Annotated in this window: 19 protein-coding genes and 2 pseudogenes; 18 read left to right on the top strand and 3 right to left on the bottom strand. The window is 55.8% G+C overall.

The genetic code is table 11. The annotated features are described in order from the left end of the window. Window positions 1-152 precede the first annotated feature (152 nt). The gene (gene ppc, locus AU509_RS05610) at window positions 153-2,792 is read right to left on the bottom strand and encodes a phosphoenolpyruvate carboxylase (protein WP_094117865.1); all 2,640 of its coding nucleotides are present in this window, start codon (window positions 2,790-2,792) and stop codon (window positions 153-155) included. A 527-nt stretch (window positions 2,793-3,319) separates the two neighbouring features. Further along, window positions 3,320-4,470: pseudogene (gene argE / locus AU509_RS05605) on the bottom strand (acetylornithine deacetylase). A gap of 206 nt (window positions 4,471-4,676) precedes the next feature. Between argE and argC the strand changes: the two are divergent. The 12 genes and pseudogenes from argC (at window position 4,677) to hemB (ending at window position 16,412) form a co-directional block, all read left to right on the top strand. Further along, window positions 4,677-5,681, top strand: coding sequence for an N-acetyl-gamma-glutamyl-phosphate reductase (gene argC, locus AU509_RS05600; protein ID WP_085650783.1), 1,005 nt, complete (start codon window positions 4,677-4,679; stop codon window positions 5,679-5,681). A gap of 23 nt (window positions 5,682-5,704) precedes the next feature. Beyond that, on the top strand, window positions 5,705-6,478 hold the full coding sequence (gene argB, locus AU509_RS05595) for an acetylglutamate kinase (protein ID WP_094117864.1): 774 nt from the start codon (window positions 5,705-5,707) through the stop codon (window positions 6,476-6,478). Between the two features lie 116 nt (window positions 6,479-6,594). Further along, a pseudogene (argH, locus tag AU509_RS05590) lies at window positions 6,595-7,967 on the top strand (argininosuccinate lyase). Between the two features lie 168 nt (window positions 7,968-8,135). Further along, on the top strand, window positions 8,136-9,644 hold the full coding sequence (gene rmuC / locus AU509_RS05585; protein WP_094117863.1) for a DNA recombination protein RmuC: 1,509 nt from the start codon (window positions 8,136-8,138) through the stop codon (window positions 9,642-9,644). 159 nt (window positions 9,645-9,803) lie between these two features. Continuing rightward, window positions 9,804-10,559, top strand: coding sequence for a bifunctional demethylmenaquinone methyltransferase/2-methoxy-6-polyprenyl-1,4-benzoquinol methylase UbiE (gene ubiE / locus AU509_RS05580; RefSeq protein WP_085650787.1), 756 nt, complete (start codon window positions 9,804-9,806; stop codon window positions 10,557-10,559). Between the two features lie 14 nt (window positions 10,560-10,573). Next, window positions 10,574-11,179, top strand: a complete 606-nt coding sequence (gene ubiJ, locus AU509_RS05575) for a ubiquinone biosynthesis protein UbiJ (protein ID WP_094117862.1) — start codon at window positions 10,574-10,576, stop codon at window positions 11,177-11,179. Next, on the top strand, window positions 11,179-12,816 hold the full coding sequence (ubiB, locus tag AU509_RS05570) for a ubiquinone biosynthesis regulatory protein kinase UbiB (RefSeq protein ID WP_085650789.1): 1,638 nt from the start codon (window positions 11,179-11,181) through the stop codon (window positions 12,814-12,816). Before ubiJ ends, ubiB begins: the two co-directional genes overlap by 1 nt. Window positions 12,817-12,894: 78 nt before the next feature. Then, window positions 12,895-13,158, top strand: a complete 264-nt coding sequence (gene tatA, locus AU509_RS05565; RefSeq protein ID WP_094117861.1) for a Sec-independent protein translocase subunit TatA — start codon at window positions 12,895-12,897, stop codon at window positions 13,156-13,158. 3 nt (window positions 13,159-13,161) lie between these two features. After that, window positions 13,162-13,686, top strand: coding sequence for a Sec-independent protein translocase protein TatB (gene tatB / locus AU509_RS05560; protein ID WP_094117860.1), 525 nt, complete (start codon window positions 13,162-13,164; stop codon window positions 13,684-13,686). Between the two features lie 3 nt (window positions 13,687-13,689). Beyond that, window positions 13,690-14,451, top strand: coding sequence for a Sec-independent protein translocase subunit TatC (gene tatC / locus AU509_RS05555; protein ID WP_085650791.1), 762 nt, complete (start codon window positions 13,690-13,692; stop codon window positions 14,449-14,451). A gap of 139 nt (window positions 14,452-14,590) precedes the next feature. Further along, on the top strand, window positions 14,591-15,385 hold the full coding sequence (tatD, locus tag AU509_RS05550) for a 3'-5' ssDNA/RNA exonuclease TatD (RefSeq protein ID WP_085650792.1): 795 nt from the start codon (window positions 14,591-14,593) through the stop codon (window positions 15,383-15,385). Window positions 15,386-15,389: 4 nt separating this feature from the next. Then, window positions 15,390-16,412 carry a porphobilinogen synthase gene (gene hemB / locus AU509_RS05545; protein ID WP_085650793.1) on the top strand — a complete coding sequence of 341 codons (1,023 nt, stop codon included), beginning with the start codon at window positions 15,390-15,392 and terminating at the stop codon, window positions 16,410-16,412. Between the two features lie 12 nt (window positions 16,413-16,424). On the opposite strand, the gene rfaH is transcribed toward hemB, so the two are convergent. Then, window positions 16,425-16,913: a transcription/translation regulatory transformer protein RfaH gene (gene rfaH, locus AU509_RS05540; RefSeq protein ID WP_085650794.1), complete on the bottom strand. Its 489-nt coding sequence runs from the start codon at window positions 16,911-16,913 to the stop codon at window positions 16,425-16,427. A gap of 123 nt (window positions 16,914-17,036) precedes the next feature. On the opposite strand from rfaH, the gene ubiD reads away from it, so the two are divergent. The 6 genes from ubiD (at window position 17,037) to hemG (ending at window position 23,536) form a co-directional block, all read left to right on the top strand. Beyond that, window positions 17,037-18,533: a 4-hydroxy-3-polyprenylbenzoate decarboxylase gene (gene ubiD / locus AU509_RS05535; RefSeq protein ID WP_094117859.1), complete on the top strand. Its 1,497-nt coding sequence runs from the start codon at window positions 17,037-17,039 to the stop codon at window positions 18,531-18,533. A 54-nt stretch (window positions 18,534-18,587) separates the two neighbouring features. Beyond that, complete coding sequence (gene fre, locus AU509_RS05530) at window positions 18,588-19,289, top strand: NAD(P)H-flavin reductase (RefSeq protein WP_085650796.1); 702 nt, start codon at window positions 18,588-18,590, stop codon at window positions 19,287-19,289. Window positions 19,290-19,534: 245 nt separating this feature from the next. Next, on the top strand, window positions 19,535-20,866 hold the full coding sequence (gene pepQ, locus AU509_RS05525) for a Xaa-Pro dipeptidase (RefSeq protein ID WP_094117858.1): 1,332 nt from the start codon (window positions 19,535-19,537) through the stop codon (window positions 20,864-20,866). Next, window positions 20,866-21,480: an IMPACT family protein gene (locus AU509_RS05520; protein WP_094117857.1), complete on the top strand. Its 615-nt coding sequence runs from the start codon at window positions 20,866-20,868 to the stop codon at window positions 21,478-21,480. Before pepQ ends, AU509_RS05520 begins: the two co-directional genes overlap by 1 nt. 45 nt (window positions 21,481-21,525) lie before the next feature. Then, window positions 21,526-22,977 (top strand): Trk system potassium transporter TrkH, encoded by a 1,452-nt coding sequence (trkH, locus tag AU509_RS05515; RefSeq protein WP_085650798.1) that lies wholly within the window; start codon window positions 21,526-21,528, stop codon window positions 22,975-22,977. Window positions 22,978-22,996: 19 nt separating this feature from the next. Then, window positions 22,997-23,536, top strand: a complete 540-nt coding sequence (gene hemG, locus AU509_RS05510) for a menaquinone-dependent protoporphyrinogen IX dehydrogenase (protein WP_085650799.1) — start codon at window positions 22,997-22,999, stop codon at window positions 23,534-23,536. Window positions 23,537-23,649: the final 113 nt, after the last annotated feature.

Below are 23,649 nucleotides of genomic sequence, written 5' to 3'. Positions count from 1 at the left end.
ACGGCAACAAAAAGAAAAAGGCGGACCGACGTTGCCACAGGGTGATGGCATACTCGGCCCGCCTCTCAATGTCTTGCTGGGCCGCGACGACGCAGAACGGGTCGTCGCGGTCAGACGGGTGAAGCCCGCCGTCGTCGTTTGACTGACCGCCATCAGCCGGTATTACGCATGCCCGCAGCCACCCCGGCGATGGTGACCATCAAGGCCTGTTCCACATCCGGATCCGGCGTGTCCTGCTGACGACAGCGATGCAGCAATTCGGCCTGCAGAACGTTGAGCGGATCGGTATAGACGTTGCGCAGCGAAATAGACTCTGCAATCCACGGCAGGTCCGCCATCAGGTGGTCGTCGTTGGAGATGGTCAACACCGCTTTGATGTCTTTTTCCAACTGGCTGCGTAGCTGTTGACCCAGCGGCCACAGATTTTCTTCTACCAGGCACTGATCGTAGTATTCCGCCAGCCACAGATCGGTTTTGGAAAACACCATTTCCAGCATGCCGATACGGGTGGAGAAGAATGGCCAATCGCGGCACATCGCTTCCAGCTGATCCTGTTTGCCGTCATCCATCACCTTCTGCAACGCCGCGCCCGCGCCCAGCCAGGCGGGCAGCATCAGGCGGTTTTGCGTCCAGGCGAATATCCACGGAATGGCGCGCAGGCTTTCGACCCCGCCGCTCGGACGACGTTTAGCCGGGCGAGAGCCCAACGGCAGTTTGCCCAACTCTTGCTCCGGCGTTGCCGCGCGGAAATAGGGAACGAATTCTGGATTCTCGCGGACGTAGTAGCGGTACATATCGCAGGAGATGCGCGATAACTCGTCCATGATGTGGTGCCACTCTTTCTTGGGCTCGGGTGGCGGCAGCAGGTTGGCTTCCAGAATCGCGGAGGTATATAGCGACAAACTGCTGATGGTGACTTCCGGCAGGCCAAACTTGAAGCGGATCATCTCGCCCTGTTCGGTGACGCGCAGACCGCCCTTCAAACTTCCCGGCGGCTGCGAGAGCAATGCGGCATGCGCCGGAGCGCCGCCTCGGCCGATAGAGCCGCCGCGACCGTGGAATAACGTCAGCGCTACGCCATATTTCTCGAAGGTTTTAATCAGCGCGTCCTGCGCACGATATTGCGCCCAGGAGGCCGCCATCACGCCTGCATCTTTGGCCGAGTCGGAATAGCCGATCATGACCATCTGTTTGCCCTGGATCACGCCGCGATACCAGTCGATATTCAGCAACTGGGTCATCACGCTGTCAGCGTTGTTCAGATCATCCAGCGTTTCGAATAGCGGAGCTACCGGCAGCGTGTAGGGGCAACCGGCCTCCTTGAGCAGCAGGTGGACGGCCAGAACGTCGGACGGGGTGCGCGCCATCGAAATGACGTAAGACGCGATAGCGTTCTGTGGGGTTTGTGCGATGACCTGGCAGGTATCCAGCACTTCCTGCGTTTCTGGGCTCGGCTCCCACTGGCGCGGCAGCAGCGGACGTTTTGAATTCAGTTCACGGATCAAAAAAGCCTGTTTATCGGCTTCAGACCAGCTTTCGTAGTCGCCCAACCCCAGATAACGGGTGATTTCGGCGATCGCCTCGGTGTGATTGGTGCTCTCCTGACGGACGTCAATGCGGACCAGCGGTACGCCGAAGCAGTGCACGCGGCGCATGGTATCCAGCAGCTGGCCGTCGGCGATAATCCCCATGCCGCAGGCGTGCAGAGACCGGTAACAGGCGTGTAGCGGATCCCACAACTGCTCGTTACAGACCAAAAGGTTATGCGGCTCGGGAGCCGATTTTCCTTCCAACTGGGTATCGAGATAGTTCAGCGTCGCGACCAACTGGGCGCGCATGGTCTTCATTATCTGGCGATAGGGTTCCTGAACGCTGTCGCCGCCCGCCAACTGCTGCAGTTCGGGTGTACACGTGGACATGGACAGTTCTGACACCAGCTCCTGCACATCATTCAGGAACAGCGCCGCTGCTTTTCGGCGACCCAGCAGCAGCACGCGACGAGTGATTTTCGCTGTGACGTTGGGGTTACCGTCGCGGTCTCCCCCCATCCATGACGTGAATCGGACGGGCGTCGCTTCTACCGGCAGACGATAACCGAGCTCCTGCTCCAGCTGTTCGTCCAGCTCGCGCAGAAAGGCCGGAACGCCTTCCCACAGGCTGTTTTCGACCACGGCAAAACCCCACTTGGCCTCATCGACCGGCGTTGGGCGTTCTTTACGGATTTCGTCCGTGTGCCAGTACTGGGCGATAAGCTGACGCAGACGGCGCATGATCTGATGGTGCTCATAATCCGCCAGATCGTCGTGATCGAGCTGCTTTAAGCAGTGGTTCACCTCACCCAGCTTGTGGATCAGGCTGCGACGGGTAATTTCCGTAGGATGCGCGGTCAGGACCAGCTCAATGGAGAGCGATTCCACGGCTTCGCGGATCTGATTTTCGTCCAGTTGATCGCTGTCTTTCAGACGGCGGATGGCTAACGCCAGCGTTTCCGGGTTACTGGCCGCTTCTCCGTGCGGAGAGATGGTGTGATATTGCTCGGCGGTATTGGTCAGGTTGAGAAACTGGCTGAACGCGCGCGCGACGGGCAGAAGTTCTTCATTAGAAAGGTTTTGCAGCGTATTCAGCAGCTGTTGCCGATGCTCATTGCTGCCTGCGCGGGAGGCTTTGGAAAGTTTTCGAATGGTTTCAACACGCTCTAGTATGTTTTCTCCCAATGCGTCTTTGATGGTGTCCCCAAGCAATTTGCCGAGCATACTGACGTTGCCGCGCATTGCGGAATATTGTTCATTCATATTTGTCCTGACCCGTCTCTCGTTGTCCTGTAAAAATATTACGCTTCAAAAGTGGAGTGATGCTGTTGTCTGGCAATGGAGGATCGCGCCCATCTGTGTTGAGCACTATCTTTACAGTTGTAACCGTTTCTGTAGGGAAAAGGCAATTTGCGAAATTTAATCACCCGATCGCTAAGATAAGACTAGCTTATTAACCCCCAATGAACCCAGGCAGGACAAGGGTTGGCGGGACACCTCATTGGCGTAAAAACCCATCAAATAGCATGGTTTTTGCGTTTTCACGTAATTAATCGTGCCAATTTGACTCTCTTTTGTGGTTTTTTATTTCGCGCATAGCCCGCCCTGATAGCATTCATCACTGCTTATTTCCCGATTATTCAGAATAAATTTTTACACAGAGAGCAGCGTGAAGGCGCTGTGGATTGTCCTTGATGCCTCGGGCGGCCGGACTTCGGTGGAAAAACGAAGGTGGCTTACGGGTAGGAAAGAGAGAGCCTTGCCCGTCGACGACAGGCAAGACCGAGGGATCAATGCTGGCAGAAACGATGAATCAGCTGTGCGATCAGCGTGCGGGTCGGCTTGATGAACGACGTGTCGATATATTCATCCGGCTGATGCGCCTGATTGATGGAGCCGGGGCCGAGCACCAGCGTCGGGCAGAGCTGCTGGATAAACGGCGCTTCGGTACAGTAATTCACGACTTCCGTCGGTTGCCCCAGCAACTTTTCCACCACCTGCGCCAAAGGACTGTCGGCGAGGCACTCATAGCCGGGAATAGGCGGATGCAGCTCGTTGATGGTCAGACGCCCCGGCCAGCGGGAACTGACCGGCTCGAGCGCCTCGGTCAGCAGCCCGTTGAAATCGTTCAACGCCATGCCCGGCAGCGGGCGGATATCCATATGCAGTTCGCAGCAGCCGCAGATACGGTTGGCCGCGTCGCCGCCGTGTATATGCCCGAAGTTCATCGTCGGGTAGGGGATATGGAACGCGGCGTTGTGATAGCGCTCCTGCAGGGTATTACGCAATGTCATCAGGTGTGTGATGGACTCGTGCATCAGTTCGATGGCATTGACCCCGCGCGTCGGGTCACTGGAGTGGCCTGACTGGCCCTGAATGCGGATTGCTTTGGACATGTGGCCTTTGTGCGCGCGCACCGGCTGTAGCGAAGTGGGCTCGCCGATGATGGCGCAATCCGGTCTGATGCGCGTGGACTCGGAGAAAAATTTGGCGCCCGCCATCGTGGTCTCCTCGTCTGCCGTCGCTAGAATATAAAGGGGTTTGGAGAGCGTAGCAGGGTCGATATCGCGCAGCTATCCAGAATGAAAGCGAAGAACCCTTTCATGTCGGCGGTGCCCAGGCCATAAAGCCGATTATCGTGTTCGGTCAGGGTGAAGGGATCACGCGTCCAGCGCCCGTCGTCAAACGGTACGGTATCGGTGTGGCCCGCCAGCAGCAGCCCGCCGCTGCCTTCACCCCGGCGCGCCAGCATGTTGAATTTATGACGCGTTCCGGGAACGGGTTGGACTTCGACATGAAAGCCCAGATCGGTAAACCAGCCTGCCAACAGGTTGATTAAGGTTTCATTACTTTGGTCCAGGTCGCTATCGGTGGCGCTAATGGATGGCGTAGCGATTAATGCCCGGTACAGCTCAATAAAAGGGGGTAAATTCATCTTCACTGTTGACAGCCTCTGGTTTGAATAGTATCAATATTCATGCATTTTTTGTGAATAAAAATACAGTATTGCCAGGTGAAAGAAAATCACAAACTGCGGCGCGGACCGCGCTTATGCTTTTTTCTGGCATCGTGGGGGGAGCGGCTTATCCGCGTTAGTCCCCGGCTCTCGTCTCACCGATCGCGATATAACAAAGGTATACGGATCTCATGTTGAATACGTTGATAGTTGGTGCAAGTGGTTATACCGGCGCGGAGCTGGCACTGTACCTGAACCGTCACCCTCAGATGAACATAACCGCTTTGGCGGTTTCAGCGCAAAGTGTAGATGCGGGAAAATCACTCTCCGATCTGCATCCTCAGCTTAAAGGCATCATCGATTTGCCTGTCCAGCCGCTCACTGATGTTGCTGACGCGGCTAAAGGCGTCGACGTGGTGTTTCTCGCCACTGACCACAAGGTGAGCCACGATCTGGCGCCGCAGTTTTTGGCGGCGGGTTGCACCGTATTTGACCTGTCCGGGGCCTTTCGTGTGCAGGACGCCGATTTTTACAGCCGCTATTACGGCTTCGACCATCAGCATGCCGACTGGCTGGCGCAGGCCGTGTACGGTCTGGCCGAGTGGCAGGCTGAAGAGATCAAACAGGCGCAGCTGATCGCCGTGCCGGGCTGCTATCCCACGGCGTCTCAGCTGGCGCTGAAGCCGTTGGTGGAAAGCCGTCTGCTGAATACCGATCAGTGGCCCGTCATCGACGCCACCAGCGGCGTCAGCGGCGCCGGACGTAAAGCCACCATGACCAACAGCTTCTGCGAAGTCAGCCTGCAGCCTTACGGCCTGTTTACCCATCGGCATCAGCCAGAAATTGCCGCGCATCTGGGTATTCCGGTGATTTTTACCCCGCATCTGGGCAATTTCCCGCGCGGTATTTTGGCGACAATCACTTGTCGCCTGCGTCCCGGCGTGACCGCGCAGGATGTGGCTGAAGCCTACTACAACGCCTACCACGACAAGCCGTTAGTCAGGCTCTACGCTAAAGGTATTCCGGCGCTGAAATCCGTCGTCGGCTTACCGTTTTGCGACATCGGTTTCTCGGTGCAGGATGAACATTTGATCGTCGTATCCACCGAAGACAACCTGCTGAAAGGCGCGGCGGCGCAAGCGGTACAGTGCATGAATATTCGTTTTGGTTTCCCTGAAACCCAGTCCTTACTCTGATTATTTCTGAGGCGCAAAGACCCATGAATCCGTTAATTATCAAGCTAGGCGGCGTACTGTTGGATAGTGAAGAGGCGCTGGAGCGTTTGTTCGACGCGCTGGTTGAGTATCGCCAGCAGCATCAGCGCCCTCTGGTTATCGTGCACGGCGGGGGTTGTCTGGTCGACGACCTGATGAAAAAGCTGTCGCTGCCCGTCGTGAAAAAGCAGGGGTTGCGCGTTACGCCTGCCGATCAAATCGACATCATCACCGGCGCGTTAGCGGGTTCCGCGAACAAAACGCTGTTGTCATGGGCGGTTAAGCACGGTATCCAGTCGGTCGGACTGTGTCTGGCTGACGGCGGGAGTACGGTGGTGACGCGTTTGGATGAAGCGCTGGGTCATGTCGGCAAAGCGGACGCGGGTTCTCCCGCTCTGCTGACGACGCTGCTGGGGGCGGGTTATCTGCCGGTCATCAGCTCCATCGGCATCACCGCTGAGGGTGAACTGATGAACGTTAATGCCGATCAGGCGGCGACGGCGCTGGCTCAGACGCTGGGCGCGGATCTGATTCTGCTCTCTGACGTTAGCGGTATTCTGGACGGCAAAGGTCAGCGCATCGAAGAAATGACGGCGGAGAAAGCCGAGACGCTGGTCGCCCAAGGCATCATCACCGACGGCATGGTGGTCAAGGTCAATGCCGCGCTCGACGCCGCGCGCGCGCTGGGTCGTCCCGTGGATATCGCCAGCTGGCGTCATGCCGAGCAACTGCCGGCGTTATTTAACGGCGTCTCCATCGGCACACGTATTTCGGCGTAATACTGCGTTATTAACAGCTGACTTGCCCGTCTTGGGCGAGTCAGCGTAAGACAGCGTTTCTGGCGGGCGATGGAGTGCCATCCGCTCGCAATCATTTAATACCGGGAGTTAAAGTTATGGCTTTGTGGGGCGGACGGTTTAGTCAGGCAGCAGATCAACGTTTCAAACAGTTCAACGATTCACTGCGGTTCGATTACCGTTTGGCGGAACAGGACATCACGGGCTCCATCGGGTGGTCTAAAGCGCTGGTGACGGTTAATGTACTGAGCGAACAGGAACAGCAGCAGTTGGAACAGGCGCTGACGGTCCTGTTAAAGGAAGTTCAGGCCGATCCGCAGGCTATTGTGCAAAGCGATGCCGAAGATATTCATAGTTGGGTGGAGCAACGCCTGATTGAGAAGGTGGGCGATCTGGGCAAAAAGCTGCACACCGGCCGTAGTCGAAACGATCAGGTCGCCACTGACCTGAAACTGTGGTGCAAAGCGCAAATCGGTGAACTGAGGGAGACCCTTCGGCATCTGCGCGAGGCGCTGGTGGCGACGGCGGAGGCGAACCAGGATGCGGTCATGCCGGGTTACACGCATCTTCAACGCGCTCAGCCGGTAACGTTCGCTCACTGGTGTCTGGCCTACCACGAAATGCTGGCGCGTGACGAAAGCCGTTTAGCCGATACGCTGGCTCGTCTGGACGTCAGTCCGCTGGGCTGCGGCGCGCTGGCGGGAACGGCTATCCCATCGATCGTGAACAGTTGGCAGGCTGGCTCGGTTTCGCCTCTGCGACACGCAACAGTCTGGATACGGTGTCCGACCGCGACCATGTGCTGGAACTGTTGTCCAACGCGTCTATCGGCATGGTGCATCTGTCGCGTTTCGCCGAAGACCTGATTTTCTTCAACAGCGGGGAAGCCGCATTCGTCGAACTGTCTGACCGTGTGACGTCCGGTTCCTCCCTGATGCCGCAGAAGAAAAACCCGGATGCGCTGGAGCTGATCCGCGGCAAATGCGGACGCGTTCAGGGCGCGCTGGCGGGCATGATGGTCACGCTGAAAGGGTTGCCGCTGGCTTACAACAAGGACATGCAGGAAGACAAAGAAGGTCTGTTTGATGCGCTGGATACCTGGCACGACAGCCTGATGATGGCCGCACTGGTACTGGAAGGCATTCAGGTTAAGCGCCCTCGTTGCCAGGAAGCGGCAGAACAGGGCTATGCCAACGCCACCGAACTGGCGGATTATCTGGTGGCAAAAGGCGTTCCGTTCCGTGAAGCGCACCATATTGTGGGCGAGGTGGTGGTAGAAGCTATCCGTCAGGGAACCGCGCTGGAAGCCTTGTCATTGGACGAACTGAAAAACTTCAGCGACGTCATTGAAGACGACGTGTATCCGGTGCTGTCGCTGCAGTCCTGTCTGGACAAGCGTGCGGCGCAAGGCGGCGTGTCTCCGCAGCAGGTCGCGGCGGCTATCGCGGCAGCGAAGCAAAGCTTATCCTGATGAACGAAGGAGGCGGATTTTTCCGCCTCCGTTTCATCCATTCTTGAATCCGCATCGTATTTCCTCCCTTTTTTCCTTCAAATTCCGGCAATGACCTGAATCCTTTCTGGACATCCATACAGCATGCTTTTACCTTGACGGGCAGCGGCAAGAGAACCCGGAGGCGGTGTGGTAATCACCCTTTTTTACGGCATTGGCGGAGGCGTTGTCGGTCTGATGATCGGCTGGCTGGTGGCGAGTTTATTACAACAGCAGCGTCATACGCGCTACGAAACCGAACGACAGTTGCAGGAGCAATCCCTCCAGCAGGCGCATCAGGCCCTGAGCGAGAGCCGGGAGGCGCGCCAGCAGGATCAAACGCGACTGAACGATCAAGAGCGCGAGCTTCGGCTTTTGCACGGCCAACTGGCGGCAGGTCAGGAAAAGCTGCTGCAAATGACGGCGCTGCGGGCCGAATGCGAACAGCTCAATCAGGAACTTCGCGCGCTGCGGGAGGCCAATGGCGCTCAGGAAGCGGAATTGCGCGAGGTAACGATCCGCCTTGAGGAGACGCGGCTGGCGGCGGAAGAAAAACAGCGCCTGCTGGTCAACAGCGAGCAGCGCCTGTCGGCGCAGTTCGAAAATTTGGCCAACCGTATTTTCGAGCAAAGCGGCCGGAAGGTCGACCAGCAGAATCAGTTGAGCCTGGATCGGTTGCTGACGCCGCTTCGGGAACAGCTCGACGGTTTTCGCCGTCAGGTACAAGAGAGTTTTGGCGAAGAAGCCCGCGAGCGTCACACGCTGGCGCACGAAATCCGCAATCTCCAGCAGCTTAACGCCCGCATGACGCAGGAGGCTGTTAACCTGACTCAGGCGCTGAAAGGCGACAACAAAACGCAGGGAAACTGGGGCGAAGTCGTCCTGAGTCGGGTGCTGGAAAGCTCCGGGCTTCGGGAAGGGCATGAGTATCAGACGCAGGTCAGCATACAGACCGGGAGCAACGGCAGGATGCAGCCTGATGTCATCGTCCGGTTGCCGCATGGAAAAGACGTGGTGATCGACGCCAAAATGTCGCTGGTGGCGTATGAACGCTATTTCAATAGCGAAGACGACCTCGACAGGAGCGCCGCGCTCAATGAACATTTGGTCTCTATACGCAGCCATATACGATTGCTCGGCAGCAAAGATTATCAGCAGCTTCCGGGATTGCGTTCGCTCGACTATGTGCTGATGTTTATTCCCGTGGAGCCTGCATTTCTGCTGGCCATCGACCGACAGCCTGAGCTGATCACCGAGGCGCTCAAAAATAACATTATGTTGGTCAGTCCGACCACGCTGCTGGTAGCGCTTCGCACCATTAACAACCTGTGGCGCTATGAGCAGCAAAGTCGCAATGCGCAACAAATCGCAGAGCGGGCGTCCCGGCTATACGACAAGCTGCGGCTGTTCGTCGACGATATGACCACGTTAGGACAAAATCTGGACCGGGCTCAAAGCAGCTATCATCAGGCGATGAAAAAAGTCGCGTCCGGTCGTGGAAACTTGATCGGCCAGGCCGAGGGATTTCGTTCTCTCGGCGTTGAAATCAAGCGGCCCATTAAAACCTCGCTGATCGCGGATAGTGATGTGGTGGGCGTGGCGTCTCATACCGACGACGATACGCCGAGTGACACGTTTCATGACGAAAAATCCGGTTAGCGCGCCTATGGGGGCGGTGTAAACTTCTGACGGGGCGCGGGCTGATACACCCGCGCATCAGCCCCCAGCGGCAAAGAAGGGCAGTGGCTTTTAAGCGGGGTCTGTTACACTCTTCGTAAGTGGGGGAGACCCAGATTTTGACAATAGCAGGCGGATAACATGGCAGACGATTCGGAGAAAACAACGCACTTTGGTTATCGCACCGTGGCGAAAGACGACAAAGAGACCATGGTTGCTGACGTTTTTCATTCTGTGGCGGCAAAGTACGACTTGATGAATGACCTGATGTCTTTCGGCATCCATCGTATCTGGAAACGCTTTACCATCGAATGCAGCGGTGTCCATCGCGGCCAACGCGTACTGGATTTGGCTGGCGGCACCGGCGACCTGACGGCGAAATTCTCGCGTCTGGTCGGCGAGGAAGGGGAAGTGGTGTTGGCGGATATTAACGCGTCGATGCTGCAGGTAGGCCGCGAGAAGTTGCGTAACAAAGGCGTCATCGGCAACGTCAGCTACGTGCAGGCGAACGCAGAGGCCTTGCCGTTCCCCGATAACACGTTTGATTGCATCACCATCTCGTTCGGCCTTCGCAACGTGACCGAAAAAGAGCAGGCGCTGCGCTCTATGTTTCGCGTATTAAAACCGGGCGGTCGTCTCTTAGTGCTGGAGTTTTCCAAACCGACGACGAAAGCGTTGAGCAAAGTCTACGATCTCTACTCTTTCCACGTGTTGCCGCGCATCGGCGAAATGGTGGCGCGCGATGCCGGCAGTTATCGCTATCTGGCGGAGTCTATCCGCATGCATCCGGATCAAGACACGCTGAAGTCCATGATGGGCGACGCGGGCTTCGACAACGTCAATTATTACAATCTGACCGGTGGGGTGGTTGCCCTGCATCGCGGATTTAAATTCTGAGTCTGAATATGCCAATGCGGATAATGCCTGTGCTGACGGCGGCGCTGGAAACGGCGCTCAACCAGTTACTGTTTCGTGATCGGAGCATGAAGGCCGCCCGTCAGCGCCTGCACGGAAAAACGCTGCGTATCGATATCGCCGAGCTGCGTGCGCCGCTGGTGCTGATTTTCAGCGAAGAGCGGCTGGACGTCGTCAGCCAGTGGGCGTCGACGCCGGATTGCCAGTTGATCACCCAACTGTCTGCGCTGATTCAATTGCGTGATCGTCAGCAGTTGTCTGCGTTGATGCGCAGCGGCGAACTGACGTTGGAAGGTGATATTCAGGTGGCACAGCAATTCATCGCGCTGCTCGATCTGGCAGAAATCGATCCGGCGGAATGGCTGGCGCCTTACGTAGGAGATATTGCTGCGGAAGGTCTGAGTCAGACTGCCCGTAAAACGGTCGGCGCCGTCAGCGGACTTCTTTGCCGCCAACGGCATTATCTGTCGGAAACGCTGACCGAAGAGTGGCGGCTGCTTCCGGGAAAACTGGAGGCGATGTGGTTCGGGGACGAAGTCGAGGCCTTGGATCACGCGGTGGACGCACTGTCTGAAAGATTGTCAAAACTGGAGGAAACGTGATGACGCCGGGGGAATTAATTCGCCTTTATCGCATTGTCTGGGTACTACTGAGCTACGGACTTGACGAACTGATCCCACGCGTGCCGCTGACGCTTCCTGTCCGTGTCGTACGTCGACTGTTATTCTGGTTGCCTAATCGTCATCAAGATCAATCCTTGGGCGAGCGTCTGCGTCTGGCTCTGCAAGATTTGGGGCCGGTCTGGATCAAATTCGGTCAGATGATGTCTACCCGGCGTGACCTGTTTTCTCCTGCCATCGCCGACCAGCTAGCGAAATTGCAGGATCAGGTTGAGCCTTTCGACGGCGAGCTGGCGCGTCAGCAAATCGAAAAATCGATGGGCGGCAAGCTGGAAAACTGGTTCGACGATTTTGACGCCAAACCGTTGGCTTCGGCTTCCATCGCTCAGGTGCACACGGCGAAGTTGAAATCAACGGGTAAAGATATCGTCATTAAGGTCATTCGCCCGGACATCCTTCCCGTCATTCAGGCCGACATTAGACTGATGAAACGGCTGGCCAGTTGGCTGCCCCTACTGATGCCGGACGGCCGTCGCTTGCGGCCTCGCGAAGTGGTGCGGGAATATGAAAAAACGCTGTTGGATGAGTTGAATCTCCTTCGGGAAGCCGCCAACGGCATACAGCTACGACGCAACTTCGAAAACAGCGGACTGCTGTACGTGCCGGAGGTCTATTCGGACTATTGCACCGAGCGGGTACTGGTGATGGAGCGGATTTACGGTATTCCGGTGTCGGATATGGAAGCGTTGAAAACGCACGGCGTGAATCTGCCCCTGCTGGCGGAACGCGGGGTTCAAGTCTTTTTCACCCAGGTTTTCCGCGACAGTTTCTTCCATGCTGACATGCATCCCGGCAACATTTTCATCAGCTACGAGCACCCCGAAGATCCCCTTTATATCGGCATTGACTGCGGTATTGTCGGCTCCTTGAATAAGGAAGATAAACGCTATTTGGCGGAAAACTTTATCGCTTTCTTTAACCGAGACTACCGTCGTGTGGCTGAACTGCATGTCGATTCCGGCTGGGTGCCTGCGGACACCAATGTCGAAGAGTTTGAGTTCGCGATTCGTACCGTCTGCGAGCCCATATTCGAAAAGCCGTTAGCAGAAATTTCTTTCGGTCATGTATTATTGAACCTCTTCAACACGGCGCGCCGCTTCAATATGGAAGTTCAGCCGCAGTTGGTCTTGCTGCAAAAGACGTTGCTCTACGTCGAAGGTATTGGGCGTCAGCTGTATCCGCAGTTGGATTTATGGAAAACGGCCAAGCCGTTTCTCGAAACCTGGTTGAAAGACCAGGTGGGTATACCCGCCATGGTGCGCGCATTTAAACAAAAAGCTCCGTTTTGGGCGGAAAAATTGCCTGAAATTCCTGAACTGCTCTATGACGGACTTCGCCAGCACAAGAAGCTGCGTGAAAGTATGGAACACTTAGCGAATGAACTCCGCGTTCAGCGGGTACGGCACGGTCAGTCTCGCTATCTTCTTGGCGTCGGCGCGGCGCTGTTGGTGAGCGGTACGGTCTTGCTGGCCAGCCATATTGAAGCGAACATTGTGCCTTCTGGCATGATCGCCGCTGGGATTGTTGCCTGGATTGTGGGTTGGCGCTGTACGCGTTGAATAAGATCGTAATCAGTAGCATGATTGCCGTTATAAAACACGGCAGTTTGATAATCCCTTTGCATAAGAGGTAGTGACATGGGCGGTATTAGTCTCTGGAATTTGTTGATCATCGCGGTCATCGTGGTGCTGCTGTTCGGGACCAACAAATTAAGAACGTTAGGTTCGGATCTCGGTGCTTCCATCAAAGGTTTCAAGAAAGCCATGAGCGACGATCAAACGTCTGCCTCGGATGAAAAGGCGCAGCAGCAGCAGGACGCGGATTTCAACACGAAAACCGTTGCTGAACAGCAGCCTGAAACGAAGCAGGAAGAAAAGAGTCAGTCAAAAGAGCGGGTGTAATCGGTGTTTGATATCGGCTTTAGCGAACTGCTGTTGGTGATGGTTATCGGACTGGTGGTGTTAGGTCCGGAGCGTCTCCCAGTGGCGGTAAAAACGGTAGTGGGCTGGATTCGCGCTTTACGCTCTCTGGCGTCAACGGTGCAAAACGAACTGGTTCAGGAAATGAAACTGCAAGAGTTGCAGGAAAGCCTGAAGAAAGTGGAACAAGCCAGCAACCTGGAGAATCTTTCGCCTGAACTCAAAGCGTCAATGGACGAGCTGAAGGAAGCGGCGGATTCCATGAAGCGTAGCTACACGCTGGATGAAGAAACGAAAGGCAATGCGCCTAGCCAGCCGTTGAACGACCCCGAGGCTGCCCATGATGGCGTGATCGACCACGAAACGGCGCCGGTGTCTCCGGTGACGGAAAAAACCGTCGAGGCCCAGAGTCAAACCGCGGACAACATCGCGGGCGAGTCTGGCAAGGTGAAAACCTCATCGCCTGCCGTTACGCCTTCGTCCCCCTCTCAACCACGTGATGATCATTAATCTATGGCCGTTGATGAAACCCAGCCGCTGATCAGCCATTTGATCGAGCTTCGTAAGCGGTTGCTGAATAGTATTCTTTGTGTACTGGCAGTCTTTGTGGTGTTGGTTTATTTCGCGAACGATATCTACCAGATCGTCTCCGCACCGTTGATAAAACAGCTGCCCGCTGGCGCCAGCATGATTGCGACCGATGTCGCCTCGCCGTTCTTTACCCCTATCAAACTGACCCTGATTGTCTCGGTGTTTGCCTCCGCGCCGTTGGTGCTATATCAGGTCTGGGCCTTTGTCGCGCCTGCGCTGTACAAGCATGAACGTCGCCTGATGATGCCGCTGTTGTTCTCCAGCAGCCTGTTGTTCTATCTCGGCATGGCGTTCGCTTATTTCATCGTCTTTCCGCTGGCGTTCAGTTTCTTCGCCCAGACGGCGCCCGCTGGCGTGATGATTGCGACAGATATCAATAATTATTTGGATTTCGTCATGGCGCTGTTTATGGCGTTTGGCGTGTCGTTTGAAGTGCCGGTGGCGATTGTGCTGTTGTGCTGGAGTGGCGTGGTGACACCGCAAGAGCTGAAGCAAAAACGTCCCTACGTGCTGGTTGGCGCATTTGTCGTGGGCATGTTGCTGACGCCACCGGACGTCTTTTCCCAAACGCTGCTCGCGATACCGATGTATCTGTTGTTTGAGATAGGGGTCTTTTTTGCCCGTTTCTACGTCGGTAAAGGACGTCGGAATGACGAGGAAAATCCGGAAGACCCTGCCTCATAACGGCAGAGTTCGCTGGAAATGCCGGCGACGCCGCAGCGCGGTTAAAACGTCATATTGGACACCTCTCGTCGAGAGGTGTTGTTTTTTGAGGGTCTCGTGACTGACGGGACAACGGATGTTAATCGCAGGACTGACGTTAATGTTTGATATTGGAGTTAACCTCACCAGCTCACAGTTCGATAAAGATCGCGAACAGGTCGTGCAGCGTGCCCGCGAGGCGGGCGTCACCGGTCTGCTGATCACCGGCACCAGCGCCGAGGAAAGCGCGCAGGCACTGGCATTGAGCGAAGCCGTTCCGGATTACTGCTGGTCGACCGCAGGCGTTCACCCCCATGACGCCAGCACGTGGACAGACGCGGTGGCGGAACACATTCACCGGTTGGGTCAGCATGATAAGGTTGTCGCTATTGGCGAATGTGGTCTGGACTTTAACCGTAATTTCTCTTCTCCCGAACAGCAGGAACAGGCGTTCAGCGCACAGCTGGCACTTGCGGCCGAGCTGTCTCTGCCGGTGTTTTTGCACTGTCGCGATGCGCACGAACGCTTTATGACATTATTAACGCCGTGGCTGGATAAGCTGCCCGCTGCCGTTGTTCACTGTTTTACGGGAGATCGTCAGGCACTGGACGACTGCCTGCATGCCGGATTGATGGTAGGCATCACCGGCTGGGTTTGCGATGAACGCCGGGGTTTGGCGTTGCGCGAACTGCTGCCGCACATTCCAGATGAGCGGCTGCTATTGGAAACGGATGCGCCCTATTTGCTACCGCGGGATTTAGATCCTAAACCGACTTCCCGACGTAATGAGCCCTGTCATCTTCCCCATATTATCCGGCAGGTTGCCGCCTGGCGCGGACAAGACGCCGTTTGGCTGGGGGAAATGGCGGATGACAATGCCCGCCGGGTTTTCCGGCTGGGTTCGACTGGAGAATAATTCTATGAGCACTGCTTTTCCCGGCGCATTCCCTGGACGACGTCTGCGCCGACTGCGTCGTCATGACTTTAGCCGCCGACTGGTGGCCGAAAATCAGGTGACGGTAAATGACCTCATCTACCCTGTGTTTGTCATGGAAGGAAAGGGGCTACGTCAGGAAGTGCCTTCCATGCCGGGCGTTTTCCGTTTGTCGATCGACGAATTGGTGAAGGAAGCGGAGATTGTCGCAAAACTGGGTATTCCGGTGCTGTCGCTGTTTCCTGTGATCGAGGCGGATAAAAAGTCGCTGCACGCAGAAGAGTCCTACAACCCGGATGGGTTGGTACAACGTGCGGTGCGTGCGTTGAAGTCTGCGGTGCCTGAGCTGGGACTGTTGACGGACGTAGCGTTAGATCCCTATACCACCCACGGTCAGGATGGGATCATCGACGACGACGGCTATGTCGTGAACGACGTGACGAAAACCATCTTGGTTCGCCAGGCGCTATCTCATGCAGACGCAGGCGCGGAAATCGTGGCCCCCAGCGACATGATGGACGGCCGTATTGGCGCTATTCGCAGCCAGCTGGAAACGCAGGGACTGGTTAACACCCAGATCATGGCGTACTCGGCCAAGTATGCCTCCTGTTTTTACGGCCCGTTCCGCGATGCGTTGGGTTCCTCCGGTAACCTGAAAGGCGGCAACAAGAAAACCTATCAGATGGACCCGGCGAACGGCGCGGAAGCGCTGCAGGAGATTGCCCAGGATCTGCAGGAAGGCGCAGATATGGTGATGGTGAAACCGGGTATGCCGTATCTCGATGTGGTCCGTCAGGTGAAAGAGACCTTCGGAGTGCCGACGTTCGCCTATCAGGTTTCCGGTGAATATGCGATGCAGATGGCGGCGATTCAAAACGGCTGGTTGCAGGAACAGCCGGTGGTGATGGAGTCCCTCATGTGCTTCAAACGCGCCGGTGCGGATGGCGTGTTGACTTACTTCGCGAAACGCGTGGCGCAGTGGCTGCGTGAGGAATCTCTGCAGCGCTAACGGCAATCACCGTCAGCATTTTTTGAACTGGCGGTTATCGATGCTCTGCTTAACCTGTTTATTCAGCAGGTTAAGCAGCAGCATAGAGCGTGCCTCACCATCGGGCTCCGCATAGATGGCTTCCAGCCCGTTGAATGTCCCTTCCGTAATCGTCACGGTGTCGCCCGGCTGAGGCGTCTCCGGATCTGTCATCACTAGCGTTGGATTCAGCGCGAGTTCGTCAATGACACCCTGTGGCACCACCGCGGGCAGCGCGCCAAAGCGCACGAAGTGGCTGACGCCGCGCGTTGCGCTAATCGTGGTAGTGTGAATGTGCTCGGGATCGAATGCGACAAACAGATAGTTTGGAAACAGGGGCTCGCTGACCTCGGTACGTTTTCCGCGCACAATCTTTTCAACGGCAATCATCGGGCTCAGGCAGTTGACCGTCTGACGCTCCAGATGCTCTTTTGCCCGCAGCAACTGCCCGCGCTTACAGTAAAGTAGATACCAGGATTCCATAATTTCACTAATCTATTGCAATTTTCGGCCAGAATAACAAAAGCGGCTCGGGATAAATAGCGTCCGCAGGAAGCGACAGTTTGTAGAAGAAACTTTATAATAAGTGCACCACCGAACGTCCTGATGATCAGCATGAAATACCGTGATTTACGTGAATTCCTTTCCCTTCTCGAAGATAAGGGTGAGTTGAAACGCATTACCCAGCCCATCGATCCTCATCTTGAAATGACCGAGATCGCGGATCGCACCCTGCGAGCCGAAGGTCCGGCGCTGCTGTTCGAAAACCCGATCGGCTACGACATGCCGGTCTTGTGTAACCTGTTCGGTACGCCGAAACGCGTTGCATTAGGAATGGGGCAGGATGACGTCAGCGCGTTGCGGGATGTCGGCCGACTGCTGGCATTTTTGAAAGAGCCTGAACCGCCACGTGGATTCCGTGACTTGATGGACAAACTTCCCCGCTTCCGTCAGGTCCTGAACATGCCGACGAAGCGTGTGTCGTCCGCTGCCTGTCAGGAGCATGTGTGGCAGGGGGACGACGTGGACCTGACGCGAATTCCCGTGATGCACTGCTGGCCGGGCGATGCGGCCCCCCTGATCACCTGGGGACTGACGGTCACCCGAGGTCCGTTCAAGGAGCGCCAGAATCTCGGTATCTATCGCCAACAGGTGCTGGGTAAAAACAAACTGATCATGCGCTGGTTGTCTCACCGGGGCGGTGCGCTCGACTTCCAGGAATGGTGTCAGGAACACCCCGGTGAACGTTTCCCCATCGCGGTGGCGCTGGGAGCCGATCCGGCGACAATCCTCGGCGCGGTGACGCCAGTCCCGGATTCGTTATCCGAATATGCCTTTGCCGGACTGTTGCGCGGCCATAAAACCGAGGTGGTGAAATGTCTGTCCTGCGATCTGGAAGTGCCAGCTAGCGCGGAAATCGTGCTGGAAGGGTACATTGAGCCGGGAGAGCTGGCGGAGGAAGGGCCCTACGGTGATCACACCGGCTACTATAATGAGGTCGATAAGTTCCCGGTCTTTACGGTGACGCATGTGACTCAGCGGCAGAACGCGATTTACCACTCAACTTACACCGGCCGTCCGCCGGATGAGCCAGCGGTACTGGGCGTCGCGTTGAACGAAGTTTTCGTGCCGCTGCTGCAGAAACAGTTTCCGGAGATCGTCGACTTTTATCTTCCGCCTGAGGGCTGTTCTTACCGTCTGGCGGTCGTTACTATGAAGAAGCAGTACGCCGGGCATGCTAAGCGGGTGATGATGGGCGTGTGGTCGTTTCTGCGGCAGTTTATGTACACCAAATTTGTTATCGTCTGCGACGATGATATCAATGCCCGGGACTGGAAAGATGTCATTTGGGCGATCACGACGCGGATGGACCCGGCACGAGATACGCTGTTAGTGGAAAACACGCCTATCGACTATCTCGACTTTGCTTCGCCGATTTCCGGGCTTGGCTCCAAAATGGGGCTGGATGCAACCAATAAATGGCCGGGCGAGACCCAACGAGAGTGGGGCGAACCGATAACCAAAGATCCGCAGGTTGTGGCCCGCATCGATGCCATCTGGGATGAGTTAGCCATTTTCGATGACAGCGGCAAGCGGCGCTAATCGACCGTTACCGCCATTTCCCATTTCGTTTAGATGACCCTACAGAGGGAACGCATGACAACATTGAGCTGTAAAGTAACATCAGTAGAGACGATTACCGATACGGTTTATCGGGTTCGTTTATTACCTTCAGCCCCGTTTTCCTTCCGTGCCGGCCAGTATCTGATGGTAGTGATGGACGAGCGGGACAAGCGCCCGTTTTCTATCGCTTCGACGCCGATGGATACCGATTTTATCGAGCTACACATTGGCGCGTCGGACATGAATCTTTACGCGATGGCTGTAATGGATCGCATTCTAAAAGAAGACACTCTGGAAGTGGATGTTCCGCACGGCGAGGCCTGGCTGCGAGACGACAGCGATCGTCCGTTGATTTTGGTTGCGGGCGGCACCGGCTTCTCTTATGTCCGTTCGATCCTGCTGACCGTGCTGGCCCATCAGCCGCAGCGCCCGGTCTCTATCTATTGGGGCGGTCGGGAACCTCAACACCTCTATGATTTGGGTACGCTGGAGTCGCTGGCGGAACAGCATCCGAATTTGCAAGTTGTGCCGGTGGTTGAACAGGCGGAAGACGGCTGGCGTGGGCGCACTGGTACGGTGCTGAGCGCGGTACTGCAAGACTTCGGCTCGTTGGCGGATCATGATATCTACATCGCGGGTCGGTTCGAAATGGCGAAAGTCGCGCGTGAACGTTTCTGTAACGAGCGTGGCGCACAGCAAGAACGTCTGTTCGGTGACGCATTCTCCTTCATTTAAGACCTTCCTTTCGCAATAACCGGCTTCGTACATCACGGGGCCGGTTGCCTATGTATGTCCTAACCGCTCGTGCGTGAATCATTGCTGATTGTCCGTCTTCCATTTCGCCGTTCGGCGACGTCTTTGGCTTTGCCTGTGGGAGTGCGTAACAACACCCTGTGGTACTCCTGCGTCAGGGGGCGACCCTGCCGGATCCCCGGCGCTGTGTTAACATAAAAAATACGCTGTGGTAGATGGAGATACTGATGGAATCGCTGGCCTCTTTGTATCATCAACATGTCGTGACGCTGCAACAACGCACGCAAGCCGCGCTTGAACGCGACAATCTGGATGCGTTGCTGATCCACTCCGGAGAGCTGTTAACGCTGTTTCTGGATGACCACGATTATCCGTTCAAGGTGAATCCGCATTTCAAAGCCTGGCTGCCGGTGACGCAGGTGCCGAACTGTTGGCTGTGGGTCGATGGGCTGAACAAGCCGCGCCTGTGGTTTTATTCCCCCGTGGATTTTTGGCACAGCGTCTCTTCACTGCCGGATAGCTTTTGGACCAAAGAGTTCGATATCCAGGTGCTTCGAGATGCCGACGATATCGGTCATGCGCTGCCTGCGGCGCGTCAGAACGTGAGCTACATCGGCAGCGCCACACAACGCGCAGTCGATCTTGGCATCACCCCTGAGCACATCAATCCCCGGAGCGTGTTGAACTACCTTCACTATTACCGCGCCTACAAAACGGATTATGAGCTGGCGTGTATGCGCGAAGCGCAGAAAACCGCGGTATCGGGCCATCGCGCGGCGCTGGAAGCGTTCCAGTCCGGTATGAGCGAGTTCGATATCAACCTCGCTTATCTGACGGCGACCGGCCATCGAGACAGCGACGTGCCTTATGACAACATTGTGGCGCTGAACGAGCATGCCGCGGTGTTGCACTACACCCAACTGAAGCATCACGTTCCAGGCGAAATCCGCAGTTTCTTGATTGACGCCGGCGCGCAATACAACGGATATGCGGCGGACATTACCCGCAGCTATGCCGGTCAGCACGACGGCGATTTCGCCGCGCTGGTCAAAGATCTCAACCATGAACAGCGAGCGTTGATGGATACGTTGAAATCAGGCGTTCGCTATACCGAATATCATGAGCAGATGCATCGTCGGCTGGCCGGACTGCTGAAGCGCCATAAGCTGGTGGGCGGCCTTAGCGAGGAGGCGATGGTTGAGCAAGGGATGACGCGGCCATTTTTACCGCATGGCCTGGGTCATCTTCTGGGGTTGCAGGTCCATGATGTCGGCGGGTTTATGCAAGACGATACGGGCACCACGCTGGCTGCACCCGAATGCTATCCTTATCTGCGCTGCACGCGAATTCTGGAGCCCCGGATGGTGGTGACTATCGAACCCGGACTTTACTTCATCGACTCTCTGCTGGAGCCTTGGCGCGCAGGCGCGCTTCGTCAGCACTTCAACTGGCAGAAGATCGATGCGCTGCGCCCTGCGGGAGGTATTCGTATCGAAGATAACGTCGTGATCCACGACAAGCGTATCGAAAACCTGACTCGCGCGCTTAATCTCGACTGATGTCTTCTTATCCGGTTCCGGCTGAGCAAGTCAGCGTCAGCGAAGAAATTAAAAAAAGTCGTTTTATCAGCGTGATAAGCCCTGCCTGCGGCGTAGAGGCGGCAAAAGCCTTCATCAATACCTTGCGGGAGCAACATCCTGCGGCGGTTCATCACTGCTGGGCTTATGTCGCGGGCGCGCCCGACGATTCTCAACAGTTGGGCTTCTCTGATGATGGCGAACCGGCGGGCACAGCGGGGAAACCGATACTGGCACAGCTGATGGGCAGCGGTATCGGCGAAGTGGCGGCTGTCGTCGTCCGCTATTACGGCGGCGTCAAGCTTGGCACCGGTGGGTTGGTACGAGCTTACGGCGGTGGTGTGCAGCAGGCGTTGAAACAAATGACACTCACGCAGCGCGTGTTGCTGCAGGAGTATCAGCTACAGTGTGATTACCCGCTGCTGGCTCCCGTCGAAGCTATCGTGCGTCAGTTAGAAGGGCAGATTGTGTCGACGGAGTATGGCGCTGATGTCAGGCTCCAACTGGCGTTGCCTTTAAACGCCGCTGATGAGGCGGATCGTCGATTGCGAGATATTAGTCGCGGTGCGTTGCAATTACTGCCAATTTCACAATAATCCCAGCGCGAACTCATTGAACTTTTTGTTAAGGAAGGCCCCGTAATGCACTTGCGCGCCATAACCCGCATCGTTGGCCTGCTGGTCATCCTGTTTTCTGGCACTATGTTTATCCCCGGCCTGGTGGCGCTCATTTATCGCGACGGAGCGGGTAAAGCCTTTACGCAGACGTTCATCGCCGCGTTGATTATCGGGCTGGTGCTCTGGTTTCCTAACCGCAAGCATCGCCATGAGCTTAAAGCGCGAGAAGGCTTTTTGATTGTGGTGCTGTTCTGGACGGTGCTGGGAAGTGTCGGGGCGCTGCCTTTTCTGTTTACCGACCGGCCGAACTTAACGATTACGGATGCGTTTTTCGAATCTTTCTCCGGCCTGACGACGACCGGTGCGACCACGTTGGTCGGCTTGGATTCGATGCCTAAAGCTATCCTGTTTTACCGCCAGATGCTGCAATGGATGGGCGGCATGGGGATCATCGTGTTGGCGGTGGCTATTCTGCCGATTTTGGGCGTCGGGGGCATGCAGCTATACCGCGCAGAAATGCCCGGTCCGCTGAAAGATAACAAAATGCGTCCTCGTATCGCGGAAACGGCTAAGACGCTGTGGTTGATCTACCTGCTGCTCACGGTGCTATGTGCGTTGTCTCTTTGGTTAGCGGGGATGCCGATATTTGACGCCATCGGCCATAGTTTTTCGACGATCGCGATAGGGGGCTTCTCAACTCATGACGCGAGCATCGGCTACTTTAATAGTCCAACCATCAATACCATTATTGCCATTTTCCTATTAATTTCGGGCTGTAACTTTGGCCTTCATTTCGCGGTATTGAGCGGGCGCAGCCTGAAAGTGTACTGGCGCGATCCGGAATTCCGCATGTTCATTTTTGTCCAGATGTCTCTGGTCGCTGTCTGTACCGTCGTGCTGTGGTTCCATAATGTGTACAGCTCGGGGATGGATACGCTGAACCAGGCGTTTTTCCAGGTGGTCTCGATGGCGACGACCGCAGGGTTTACGACGGACAGTATTTCGCACTGGCCATTATTCCTACCGGTACTGCTACTGTGCTCAGCTTTTATCGGCGGTTGCGCAGGCTCGACGGGCGGTGGACTTAAAGTTATCCGTATCTTACTGCTGTTCTTACAAGGTTCGCGTGAGCTGAAGAGGCTGGTCCACCCTAACGCGGTCTATACCATCAAACTGGGACAACGCGCGTTGCCGGAAAGAATACTTGAGGCTGTATGGGGATTCTTTTCCGCCTACGCGCTGGTATTTATCGTCAGCATGTTGGCCGTGATTGCGACCGGCGTTGATGATTTTTCGGCGTTTGCCGCCGTTGCAGCTACGCTAAACAATCTTGGTCCCGGTTTGGGCGTGGTGGCGGATAACTTCACCTCAATGAATGATGCTGCAAAATGGATACTCATTTTGACGATGCTGTTTGGTCGTCTCGAGGTATTCACGCTGTTGGTGCTGTTTACGCCGACCTTCTGGCGGGAATAACAAAAGAGGACTCCTTAGAATGAAAGCATTGATCCTGTTTTCGACGACTGATGGGCAAACAGAGGCGATCGCCAATGTCATTGCTGATGAATTGAAAGAGACGCAGGTCTGTGATGTCGTCAATATTGATGATGCCGACAAAATCGAACTGTCTGAGTATGAGAAAATCCTTTTAGGGGCGTCTGTCCGCTACGGGCACTTTGCACCGGCGCTGGATCAGTTCATCCAGCGCAATCTGGTTTTACTGCAAAACAAGCCGAGTGCTTTCTTCTCGGTGAACCTGACGGCGCGCAAACCGGAAAAAAACACGGTGCAAACCAATGCGTATACGCGCAAGTTCTTACTGCGTTGTCCCTGGAAGCCCGACTTGGGGGCGGTATTCGCGGGAGCGCTGCGTTATCCCCGATATCGATGGTTCGATCGCGTCATGATTCAGTTAATTATGCGTATGACGGGAGGAGAAACGGATGCGTCGCGTGAGATTGAATATACCGATTGGCATCAGGTTCGCGATTTCGCTCAGCAATTCGGGCAATTAACGCTGAAAAAAAAGGCATAATGAGGGTTATTGCAACGTATTGATGGAAAAAGACTCGCTTGAATATCTTTTTGCATTTAGCGCTTGTCAGCCCGAAATAACTCCCTATAATGCGCTCCCACTGACACGGCAAA

The sequence above is a fragment of the Lonsdalea britannica genome (assembly GCF_002111595.1).
Taxonomy (GTDB): Bacteria; Pseudomonadota; Gammaproteobacteria; order Enterobacterales; family Enterobacteriaceae; genus Lonsdalea; species Lonsdalea britannica.
This window is presented reverse-complemented; position numbering and strand designations above follow the sequence as displayed.